Here is a 10,599-nt window from a genome sequence, read left to right as displayed (position 1 = left end):
CGGTGTGTCCTGACCCAGTATCGGAGTAGGGATGCATGTCCGTTCAGTCCGCGGCCGCAGATGTTGACGTCGATCTCAGGCAGCTCTTCGCCAGCCTGGCGAGGAACTGGCTGCGCATCCTCGTCGTCGCACTGGTGGTGACCGGCGCGGCTTTCGCGCTCGCCTCGTTTGCCACACGTCACTACAAGGCACAGACCCAGGTCGAGATTGCGCCGCGTGAATCCGTTTATACGCGGCCGGCCAGCAACAACGACGCCGACAAGCCAATTCTCGATGAACAGGGCGTCGCCACCCAGGTCCAGATCATTTCCTCCAACGAAATCCTCAAGCAGGTCGCGCAAAAGCTTGGTCTGGAGAAGCTGCCCGAGTTCGACGAAGCACTCGACATGTCGCCGTTGAGCCGCGCTCTGGTCCTCGTCGGTCTGAAGAGCGACCCGATGGAAATTCCGACGGAAGAGCGCGTCCTCAAGAAAATGCATGAGAAGCTCAACGTCTATAGCGTCGAGAAGACCCGCATCATTGCCATTGAGTTCTCATCGGAAGATCCCAAGCTCGCGGCTGCCGTACCAGATGCCATTGCCGCCGCCTATATTGAGGGGCAAGGGGCCGCCAAGCTCGAATCGAACAACGCCGCCGCTGATTTTCTGGCGCCGGAGATCGCCGACCTGCAGCAGAAGGTTAGGGATGCCGAGGCCAAGGTTGCCACCTACCGTGCACAATCCGATCTTTTGATGGGCGGCAACAATTCGGTGCTTGCCACGCAGCAGCTTTCCGAACTGTCGAGCGAACTGATGCGTGTACGCGCCAACCGCGCCTCGGCGGAAGCGACCGCCGACAGCGTGCGCAAGGCGTTGCAGGGCGGCGGTTCGCTCGATGCCGTGCCTGAGGTCTTGTCTTCCGATCTGATCCAGCGCCTGCGCGAGCGGCAGGTCGAGCTCAGGGCCAACATCGCCGATCTTTCCACCACCTTGCTCGACAATCATCCGCGCATCCGGGCGTTGAAGTCTCAGCTTGCCGATCTCGACGGCCAGATCCGCAACGAGGCGCAAAAGCTGATGAAGGGTCTGATGACCCAGGCGCAGACCGCGCAGGCTCGTGAGAACCAGCTTGTCGCCGACGTCAACACATTGAAGGCGGCATCGGCCCGCGCCGGCGAACAGCAGGTCGAGCTTGATGCCTTGCAGCGTGATGCGGCCGCCAAGCGCCAGCAGCTCGAATCGTACCAGGCGAACTACCTCAGCGCGGCGTCGCGCAAGGATCGCAACTATCTGCCCGTCGATGCAAGGGTGGTTTCCTTGGCGCAGGTGCCGTCCGAGCCGTATTTCCCGAAGGTCCTGCCCATCGTCAGTGCCGCCTTCGTCGCATCGCTGCTGGTCATGGCCATCGTGACGCTCCTAAGGGAGCTGTTTTCTGGCCGCGCCATGCGGCCGGCGACCGGTTCCCGCTTCGAACGCATCGATGAGGTCGCGATGCCCCATGTAGCTCAGGCGCTGGATAGGGTCGCGATGCCGGCTGTCCACCAGGAGCCCGCCGTCCTCCAGGACCCTATCCTTCGCCCGGAGATGGGAGAAGGCCCGGCTGACACGAGGTCGGAGCCCTACACAGCCGTGATGCCCTATGCCACCGCGATGCCCGAGATCGATGCGCCTTATGCGCATGCGGCCGAAGCGCCTGATATGGTCGCGATGACCGAAGCAGCGACAGCGCAGGAGACGGCTGCCGAGGCCGAACCGGTGCGTTCCACTCTGGGCGAGATCGACATTGAGAAGGCCGCCGAAAAGCTGATCGCCAGCGGTGCGGCGCGCGCCATATTCGTCTCGCCGGAGGGCGACGAGGCCGCCGCGTCGGCGGTCCTGGTGGCACGCGAGGTCGCCGACGCCGGCCTGCGCGTCCTGTTGCTGGACCTTACCGCTTCGGGGGCCGCCTCGCGGCCGATGCTGGACAGCGGCCTTTTCCCCGGCATCACCAACCTGCTCGCTTCGGAAGCGCAGTTCAGCGACGTCATCCATGCCGATCTCTATTCTGACTGCCACGTCATTCCTGTCGGCACCGCCGATCCGGTCCGCGCCATGCGCGCCGCCGACCGGCTGCCGATCATCATGCAGTCGCTGACCACAGCCTATGATCTGGTGGTGGTCGAATGCGGACCGGCCGACGCGCAAGGCATCAGCCGTCTGGCCGGCGATGCGACCGAGGTGTTGCTGTCCATGCTGGAGCCGGACGATGAAGTGACGCAGGCCGCGGTCAAGCTGATCGAAAGTGGCTATCCCGACCTGACGCTGGTGACGCCGCTCGGCCACGAACCGCCCGGCAATCCGGTGCCGGGACGGCGCTCGGCGGCCTGACGCTCCGCCTGATCTATCCCAATTCCAGGGTCGTCACGCCGAACAGCCGCTGCAGGCCGAGCTCCGGGGCCGGGCCCTTGTACATGCGGGTGGTCTTGAAGGTCGGCGCAAAGCCGGCCGCCTCGAGTGCCGCAATGAAACCGGCCTTTTCGGCGGGAACGTCGATGTGCAGGTCGCCGCCCTCGCAGGCCCCCGCCAGTCCGTCCAGCAGCTGCAGCGCCGTGTCGTCGCTGTCGGCAAACAGCGGGCCGATCTTGAAGCCCGAGCGGCACGGTCGAGCCACGCCATAGCCGGTGGTACCGCGCGGGCTGACCGCCGCCAACGCATGATGCGGCGCCTGCAGCCATCGCTGCAGGAAGGCTCGCCGGGGTGCCGGAAAGCAATATGCGTCATAAGCGATGATGTCGGGCACGAGCTTGGCCGTCACGGTGCGCAACCCGTCGGCCTCGACCACCGGGCCTGCCGCGCGGCCGCTATAGCGGATGGTCTCGTAGGCGGGTTCGAAGCCCTTGCGCCTGTAATTGGCGCGCTGCTCGGCGACACCGTCGAGGCCGACGGTCCTGCCGGCAAGCCTGTCCATGCCGGCGTCCCACACCGCCTTGCCGTAGCCCTTGCCGCGCTTGTCCGGCCGGCAGATGTAGAGGCCGATGAAGCCGAATCCGCTTCCATAGGCCACTGCCGAGATTGCCGCGACCATTTCGTCGCCGGCAAAGGCGCCGATAAAGCCCGCGGGATCCGCAGCCTGGAACATCGCCGCGTCTTCAAGACCAGGGTTCCAGCCTTCCGCCGCCGCCCAGTCGATGAGAACCGCCAACTCATGCAGTGACAGCGTGCGGATGGTCGGCATCATCGTCCTCACTCCGTGGCGACAGCTTAAGGCTTTGACGACATCGAGGCCGATCTCGATCTCCGAGTCAAAGCCGCCCCTTAGAGGAGCCCTGAATTTCCGAAACTAGCTCTCATTCTCGCCGGTCGTGGGCGCCGCTTGTCCGGCAGTCTTGCGGCGCAGCATCTTGGTCAGCTTCCAGATCGTCGGGCTGTTCTTGATGAAGGCTTTGAACCTTGCGCCTTGCCGGAGCGTCACCGCCAGCGCGCGGCCCTTCAGCGTCAAGGGGACCAGCACCTCGAAATGCTGGGTTTCGATATCGCACCATAGCCGCTTGTAGGGCTCGTCGCCGACGGAGAAGTCATAGACGGCAAAACCGGTCTCGCAGGCTTCCTGGATGTTGTCGAAGAACAGGAAGTCGCCGGGACTGGTATTGCCGAGATCGTCCTCGGCGATCGCTCCGAACTCGCAGATCAGGCGCTTGCCGGAGCGGCTTGACCCGGTGACGGCGCGCAGCTTGCCGGCCACCTCGAGCCCGTGCAGCACGAAGGAGGGCTTGTCTTCGGCAAGCGCGTGCGTGAACAGCGCACGGAAGAAGGCGCGCACCTGCTCGTCGCCAAAGACGTTGGAAATGCCCATCTTGCGGAAGCGGAATTCCTTCATCTCGAAAAAGGCATCGAGCAGCCTGTCCACCTCGTCCGCCGTGCGCGCCTCGATGCGCCCGTGGGCGCCGACGGCTTCGAACTTGCGCATCTGCGAGCGGTGCTTCTTGCGCTTGCGCTTGCCGCTGGCGCGCAACAGCAGCGCATCGAAGCCACCGCCGAGATCGACGGCCAGCGACAAGTTTGGGCTGGCAAAATGGTCAAGCAAGGCGAGTGGATTGGTGACACCGTCGAGATCGGGCAGCAACCGCTCGAGCGCGACGAGATCGATGTCCGGGCGTGCCTTGGCGATGGTCGCCAACAGCGATCGAATGGCCGGGATATCCGCCCTGGCCAGCCACTGCGGATCAGCGGCGACGAAGTTGCCGTTGGCGTGGCGGTCGCCCATGAAGCGGGCGACGCGGTACGGACCTTTCGCGGTGACCTCCAGGGCCAGCGAAAAAACCGGCCGGCCTTCGGCGCTGAGCGTCGCTATGAGCAGATCCGGTCCGACCTGCTCGGCCCAGTTCAGTATCCAGCCGGCACTCTGCGCCGGCGCAAACAGAGCCGAGCGGCAGAACCCGGCATAGGCCGCGAGCCCTTCCGCGGATGTCACGGAAATCGACAGGCCGGCCTGGTCTCCCGGCAAGGCTCGCGGCGACGCCTCGGTCGCAGCGAGCCGATTGCCGTCAAATGACGCTGTTGCGTCAACCATACCTCAATCCTTAGGGCGTACTGATGGCGATTTGGGGAGCCGCATAGGCGCATTCCGTGCTTGGTTTAGCCTAGGCGCAAAAGGTGAATGAATGATCGACGGGGGCGAGGCAATCCGGAAACTGGCGCTGAACGTCGCCCGTTATTCCGGTCTTGCACCGCTGGCCAAGCCGTTCATCGGCGGCATTGGCGCCATACTTATGCTGCACCGCGTGACCGCGACGCCCGAAAAGCCCGATAGCGTCAACCGCCATCTGAACATCGCGCCTGGCTTCCTCGATGCTGTGATCGCCGACATGAAGGCGAGCGGCTATGCCTTTGTTTCCATGGATGAAGCGGTCGAGCGCATCAAGGCGGGCGGCAAGGGTGGCGAGTTCGCAACCATCACCGCCGATGACGCCTATCGCGACAACATGACGGAGGCGCTGCCGGTGCTGGAGAAGCACGGCGCGCCGATGACCATCTATGTCGCGCCCGGGCTGATCAACGGCACCGCCGATTTGTGGTGGGATGTGGTCGAGGACATCGTCAACGCGCGCGACAGCCTCACCCTGACGCGGCCGAATGGCCCGCTGGTGATCGACTGCTCGACCCCTGCGAAGAAGTTACAGGCCAATATACGCCTGCATGTCTATCTCACCTCCGAAGTCCGCGAGGAAGCCCTGCAAGCCGTGCTGYGTGACCTGGCTCGCTCGAATGGCGTCGACGCCGACGGCCCGCGCCTGCGGACATTGATGAACTGGGATGAAATCCGCCGCATCGCCACGCATCCGCTGGTGGCGATTGGCGCCCACACGATCAACCACAGCAATCTGAAGCGGCTTTCCGAAACCGATGCGCGGCACGAGATCGGCGCCGTGGGTGACATGCTGCAGGCCGAACTGGGCGAAAGGCCCAGCCATTTCGCCTATCCCTATGGCTATGCCAGGGCGGTGGGCTGCCGCGAAGTGGGTTTTGCCCGCGACGCCGGCTATGCCTCCGCCGTGACCACGCGCCATGGCGTGCTGCGCGCCGAACATGCCGGGTTCCTGCATGCCTTGCCGCGCATTTCAGTCAACGGCCGCTACCAGAGCCTCGCTCATATCCGCAMCATGCTGTCGGGCGTGACCACGCCGCTCGCCAACGCCGGCAAGATGCTCGTGACGATCTGACTGCTGCGGGGCCGGGTTCCGGTTCAGCGCTTCGCCTTCGGCTCCAGCATCAGCCACTTGATGATGCCCATCGCCGGCAGCACCCACAGCAGGCCGCTGAGCAGGAAGAACAGGAAATGCACCCACGGGCTCGACTCCGAGAGCCGGGCGACCGCGAAGATCGATGCGACCAGCGCGTAGATGATGACCAGCGCCACCAGCAGGAACGCTCCGATCAGCTTTTTCAGGCGCACGGGCATGGTTGGCCTCCTGGTCTAGGCCGCCGGGACCTCGCAGGTCCGGCAAGCTCTTGGCTTCGCATAGGCCTTGACGCGACCCTGTGCAACCGGTGAGACGCGGCGCGACGGCGTGCCGCGCCGTCTGGTCTTGCCAGCAAGGGTGCGATGGTCCACCAATCCGCCAAACCAACCTGCCGGGACAAGACCATGGCTGCCATATCAGCTGCCGCGCCCTTCATGGCCCGCGACCGCGACCTGTACAATCGGGCGCTGCTGCGCGGCTGGCTCTATGTGGTGGTGCTGGTGCTGTTTGCGCTGGTGCTGGTCGGCGGCGCCACCAGGCTCACCGGTGCCGGCCTGTCGATCACGGAGTGGAAGCCGATCCATGGCGTGATACCGCCGCTCAACGACGCCGAGTGGCAGGAGGAATTCCAGCTCTACCAGCAGATCCCGCAATATGCCGAGCTCAACAAGGGCATGAGCATCGAGGCGTTCAAGTCGATCTTCTGGTGGGAATGGGCGCACCGCATCCTGGCGCGCAGCGTCGGCCTGGTGTTTGCCTTGCCGCTGCTGTTCTTCTGGGCGACGCGCCGCATCGAGCGCGGCCTGGGGCCAAAATTGGTGGGCATCCTTTTGCTCGGCGGCCTGCAGGGCGCCATCGGCTGGTGGATGGTGGCCTCGGGGCTGGTCGACCGGGTTTCGGTCAGCCAGTACCGGCTGGCAACCCATCTGACGCTGGCGGCGCTGATCTTCACCGCCACCATGGTCGTTGCGCGTGGGCTGGCGCCGCATTCCGAACCCGCCGCCGACCGCTCGACGCAGAGGCTGGCCGGTTTCATCGTGTTTCTGGCGTTGATCCAGATCTATCTCGGCGGCCTGGTCGCCGGGCTCGACGCCGGCCTGAGCTACAACACCTGGCCGCTGATGGACGGCAAGCTCATCCCTGGTGATTTGCTGATCCTCGAGCCGGCGTGGCGCAATTTCTTCGAAAGCCCCAAGACGGTGCAGTTCGTCCACCGGCTCGGCGCCTATACGGTGTTCGTCGTGGCCTTGTGGCACATGATCGCCACGCGTCGGCGCCTTCCTGGAACAACRCACGCCCGCCGCGCCACGCTGCTGTTTGCGCTGGTTTTGGTGCAGGCTTCGATCGGCATCGGCACGCTGCTGATGCACGTGCCGCTGCATATGGCACTGACCCATCAGGGGTTTGCGCTCATCGTGCTGGGCTTTGCCGCCGCTCATTGGCGCGGCACCAAGGGTGCCTATCCCTTGCCGCACGAAATCGCGCTCAGGAGCTGATCCCTAAGAGCAGTTCACCGTTTCACGGAAACGGTGAACTGCTCTATCTCTTTGTTTTGACGCAATTCCGGACGGAAAACCCGTTTCACACTTTTCCTGGAATTGCTTCAGCCGATCGGCCGTTCACATCCAGAATTCGTTTGACGCTGTCGTCTTCTCGCCGTCGAATTCGGCCTGGCGCAAGGTTGCGGCGGATGGCGTTGACTGGTTCTGAGCGGCCTTGGCCGCCTTGTCGGCGTCGGCGGCCCTGAGTGCATCAAGTTTGGCCTGGGCGACAGCGATATCCTGCTGCACCTGGGCGGCCTGGACCTGGTCCTTGATCGCCTTGGCCTGGTCTTCCAGATCCTGGATCTGCTTTTCGAGCGCGGCTTCCTGGGCTGCATTGCTCGATGAACTGGACGAAGCATACTGGGTTGCCTGGGAGGAACCCGAAATCGCGCTGACCATGACAATTCCCTGATGGAGCCACGCAATGTGAGTAGCCCATCATGGTGAACAAGCCCTTACCGTCGCCGGTTGACCGGCTGGATCAGAAGCTTGGCCGCACCGCCCGGATCGCCTTGGCGATCGACAATTCGCGGTTCTCCTCGACCGCGTTGTCGTCTTCGTGATGCCAGGATGCCGACAGGCAACCATAGGCGATCGCATGATCAAGAATGGCGCGCGGAGCCTGGCCCAGCGTTTTGGCGAAGACCTCGGCCATATCCGCGATCCGCTCCGGATCGAGGCAAAGATCGTCCCGGTCGAGCGGGTTGTAGAACATGTTCGCGGCGTCGAAGCCGGGATCGCCAAGCACACCCTTCGGGTCGATTGCCAGCCAGCCGCGCGACCCGTGCAGGATGTTGTCGTGATGCAGGTCGCCATGCAGAGGCATGATATCGTGCGGATCGGCCAGCAACCGATCGGCGATTGCCGCGGCCTCGACATAGAGACTGTCATGGCCGGCGTTGCGGTCGCTCGCGGCTTTCCTGAACAGGCTGGCAAACCGCTCCCTGAGCGGCTGCAACTCGGGCGGGAAGGGGTCTTTCCCAGGCGAAAACAGTTTCGCCATCACTTCGGCCGCGATTTCAGTGGCGGCGTTGTCGCCCTCTTTGTCGAGAACCTGCTGCAGCAGGGTTTCACCGGCATATTCGAGCAGCATGCTGTGGCCGTCGCGGCCAAGCAGGCGGACCGCGCCGTCGCCGCGCCGCCAGGCCAGATAATGCTCGCCGCGCAATCCGCGACGTCGTCGAAAGGCTTGAGCGCCTTGACGATCGCCGGCGAACCATCCTCGTGCCGCACCTTCCAGATGCGGCTCGAAAAGGTTTCGGCAATAAGTTCGGGCGCGCTGACCTTCCAGCGCGTCGGAAAGACAGGTGCGTCCATCAGAGGCCGAGCATCAAGTCCATGTTCTGCACGGCGGCACCCGAGGCCCCCTTGCCGAGATTGTCATAGACCGCCAGCAGCAGAGCCTGTGCCCGTTTGTCGTTGGCGAAGACGTAGACCTTCATCCGGTTGGTGCCGTTGTAGATCTCCGGATCGATCTCCGGCATGCGCTCCAGATGCGCATAGGGCGCCACCTCGACCACACCGCCCTCGATGGCGGCGAAATGGTCGGCAATCGCCGCATGAAGCTCCGCACCCGTCGGCACATGGTCGAGACCACCGAGTTGCAGGGGCACCACCGTAATCATGCCTTGTGCGAAATTGCCCACCGCCGGCTGCATGATCGGATCATGCGACAGCCTGGCATAGGCCCTGAGTTCAGGCACGTGCTTGTGCTGCAAGGTGAGGCCATAGGGCAGGAACTCCGAGGCGTTCTCGCCCTTGGCGACATAGTCCTCGATCATCGGCCGTCCGCCGCCCGAATAGCCGGAAATGCCATTGACCGTGATCGGGAAGTCCGCCGGCAGCAGGCCGGCGGTGACCAGCGGCCGCAGCGTCGCGATCGGTCCCTGCGGCCAGCAGCCGGGGTTGGCGACGCGTTTTGCCGAGGCGATCGTCTTTGCCTGTTCCTTGTCCATCTCGGCGAAACCATAAGCCCAGCCTTCGGCGACGCGATGCGCGGTCGAGGCGTCGATGACCTTGGTGGTGTCGTTGGCGATCAGCGAGACGCTTTCCTTCGCCGCGTCATCGGGGAGGCACAGGATGGCGACATCGGCGGCATTGAGGAACTCGGCACGCGCCGCCGTTTCCTTGCGGCGCTCGGCAGGAACGGAGATGATTTCCAGGTCACCGCGCTCGGCAAGCAGCGCCCTGATCTGCAGGCCGGTGGTGCCGTGCTCGCCGTCGATGAAGATTTTCGGTTTCATTTGCCTGATCAAATTCCCTGATATTTCAAGACTATATGCCCTGACCGTGATTCACCGCGGCACCGTTGTGGTTGCCGTTGTTGTTCAGCTCTTCCAGCCGGGCCTTTCGTTCGGCCAGCAGGCCGAGATACTGCATGGCCACCATCGAGCCGGCGATCGCCGTTATATCGGCGTGATCATAGGCCGGCGCAACCTCGACGACATCGGCGCCGACAATATCGATCTGGTTGAGCTGACGCAGCGTCGACAGGATCTTTGCCGAGGACGGCCCGCCGGCAACCGGCGTGCCGGTACCGGGCGCATAGGCCGGGTCAAGGCAGTCGATGTCGAAGGTGAGATAAGTCTTCTTGCCGCCGGTGCGGTCGACGATGGCATAGGCGATATCGGACGCACGCATCTCCTCGATTTCGTGACCGTAGAGGATCTTGATGCCGAACGTGTCGGGCGCGTGGGTGCGGATGCCGATCTGGATCGAGCGGTCCGGATCGATGATACCTTCATTGACGGCACGGCCGACAAAGGAGCCGTGGTCGATGCGCTTGCCGTCGTCCGGCCAGGTGTCCTGATGGGCGTCGAACTGCACCAGGGCGAGCGGGCCGTGGATGGCGGCATGCGCCTTGAGCAGCGGCCAGGTGACGAAATGATCACCACCCAGCGACAACAGGAAGGCGCCGGACTTGAGGATCTTCGCCGCTTCGCGCTCGATCGTGCCGGGCGTCTTCTGGTGATTGCCCGAATCGAGCAGGCAATCGCCATAATCGACCACCGCGAGATGCTCGAACAGATCGCGTGAAAACGGGTATTGCGGGTCGTTGTCGAGGATCGCCGAGGCGCGGCGGATCGCCTGCGGCCCAAAGCGGGCGCCGGGCCGGTTGGTGACGGCGGCGTCGAAGGGAATGCCCCATATCACCGCGTCCGCGCCCTTCACGTCCTTCGTATATTTGCGCCGCATGAACGACAGCGCGCCGGAATAGGTCGGCTCGAGGGCAGCACCCGTTTTGGAGCGGGCGGTGAAGGCATGGTCGATGTTGTTGGTCGCCATTACGGGTCCTTGTTTTTCATCGGGGTGCAACAACTACAGAACCGGCACGGAAGATGCCAGTCACAGCTTGGG

General features: G+C 63.9%; 9 protein-coding genes and 1 pseudogene. 3 read left to right on the top strand and 7 right to left on the bottom strand.

The genetic code is table 11. From position 1 onward, the window contains the following. The first annotated feature begins 35 nt into the window (after positions 1-35). A complete protein-coding gene (locus ACXJ7R_RS15905) occupies positions 36-2,345 on the top strand; it encodes a GumC family protein (protein WP_457152667.1) in 2,310 nt (769 codons plus the stop codon). Positions 2,346-2,358: 13 nt separating this feature from the next. On the opposite strand, the gene ACXJ7R_RS15900 is transcribed toward ACXJ7R_RS15905, so the two are convergent. Both ACXJ7R_RS15900 and ACXJ7R_RS15895 read right to left on the bottom strand, forming a co-directional pair. Next, on the bottom strand, positions 2,359-3,195 hold the full coding sequence (locus ACXJ7R_RS15900; RefSeq protein WP_457152666.1) for a GNAT family N-acetyltransferase: 837 nt from the start codon (positions 3,193-3,195) through the stop codon (positions 2,359-2,361). Between the two features lie 102 nt (positions 3,196-3,297). After that, entirely contained in the window at positions 3,298-4,527 is a 1,230-nt protein-coding gene (locus tag ACXJ7R_RS15895; RefSeq protein ID WP_457152665.1) for a GNAT family N-acetyltransferase, read from the bottom strand. A gap of 91 nt (positions 4,528-4,618) precedes the next feature. On the opposite strand from ACXJ7R_RS15895, the gene ACXJ7R_RS15890 reads away from it, so the two are divergent. Beyond that, complete coding sequence (locus tag ACXJ7R_RS15890) at positions 4,619-5,677, top strand: polysaccharide deacetylase family protein (protein ID WP_457152664.1); 1,059 nt, start codon at positions 4,619-4,621, stop codon at positions 5,675-5,677. 23 nt (positions 5,678-5,700) lie between these two features. Here ACXJ7R_RS15890 and ACXJ7R_RS15885 read toward each other — a convergent pair whose 3' ends face one another. Then, positions 5,701-5,916, bottom strand: a complete 216-nt coding sequence (locus tag ACXJ7R_RS15885) for a DUF2842 domain-containing protein (protein ID WP_457152663.1) — start codon at positions 5,914-5,916, stop codon at positions 5,701-5,703. A 186-nt stretch (positions 5,917-6,102) separates the two neighbouring features. Between ACXJ7R_RS15885 and ACXJ7R_RS15880 the strand changes: the two genes are divergently transcribed. Next, the gene (locus tag ACXJ7R_RS15880; protein WP_457152662.1) at positions 6,103-7,194 is read left to right on the top strand and encodes a COX15/CtaA family protein; all 1,092 of its coding nucleotides are present in this window, start codon (positions 6,103-6,105) and stop codon (positions 7,192-7,194) included. A gap of 123 nt (positions 7,195-7,317) precedes the next feature. Here ACXJ7R_RS15880 and ACXJ7R_RS15875 read toward each other — a convergent pair whose 3' ends face one another. From ACXJ7R_RS15875 to speB, 4 genes and pseudogenes are all read right to left on the bottom strand, one after another. Next, on the bottom strand, positions 7,318-7,641 hold the full coding sequence (locus ACXJ7R_RS15875) for a hypothetical protein (RefSeq protein ID WP_457152661.1): 324 nt from the start codon (positions 7,639-7,641) through the stop codon (positions 7,318-7,320). 82 nt (positions 7,642-7,723) lie between these two features. Beyond that, positions 7,724-8,562: pseudogene (locus tag ACXJ7R_RS15870) on the bottom strand (aminoglycoside phosphotransferase family protein). Beyond that, positions 8,559-9,485, bottom strand: a complete 927-nt coding sequence (argC, locus tag ACXJ7R_RS15865) for an N-acetyl-gamma-glutamyl-phosphate reductase (protein ID WP_095081229.1) — start codon at positions 9,483-9,485, stop codon at positions 8,559-8,561. Before argC ends, ACXJ7R_RS15870 begins: the two are co-directional and overlap by 4 nt. A gap of 31 nt (positions 9,486-9,516) precedes the next feature. After that, positions 9,517-10,527, bottom strand: coding sequence for an agmatinase (gene speB, locus ACXJ7R_RS15860; protein ID WP_095081232.1), 1,011 nt, complete (start codon positions 10,525-10,527; stop codon positions 9,517-9,519). Positions 10,528-10,599: the final 72 nt, after the last annotated feature.

The sequence above is a fragment of the Mesorhizobium sp. P5_C1 genome, assembly GCF_054049815.1.
The sequence above is the reverse complement of the archived record's forward strand: the minus strand, read 5'-3'. Positions and strand labels throughout refer to the sequence as shown.

Bases quoted from the DNA above. Each gene is read 5' to 3' on its own strand.
- ACXJ7R_RS15895 (WP_457152665.1), bottom strand. From the start codon at position 4,527: ATGGTTGACGCAACAGCGTCATTTGACGGCAATCGGCTCGCTGCGACC.
- ACXJ7R_RS15900 (WP_457152666.1), bottom strand. From the start codon at position 3,195: ATGATGCCGACCATCCGCACGCTGTCACTGCATGAGTTGGCGGTTCTC.
- speB (WP_095081232.1), bottom strand. From the start codon at position 10,527: ATGGCGACCAACAACATCGACCATGCCTTCACCGCCCGCTCCAAAACG.
- ACXJ7R_RS15905 (WP_457152667.1), top strand. From the start codon at position 36: ATGTCCGTTCAGTCCGCGGCCGCAGATGTTGACGTCGATCTCAGGCAG.
- ACXJ7R_RS15885 (WP_457152663.1), bottom strand. From the start codon at position 5,916: ATGCCCGTGCGCCTGAAAAAGCTGATCGGAGCGTTCCTGCTGGTGGCG.
- argC (WP_095081229.1), bottom strand. From the start codon at position 9,485: ATGAAACCGAAAATCTTCATCGACGGCGAGCACGGCACCACCGGCCTG.
- ACXJ7R_RS15875 (WP_457152661.1), bottom strand. From the start codon at position 7,641: ATGGTCAGCGCGATTTCGGGTTCCTCCCAGGCAACCCAGTATGCTTCG.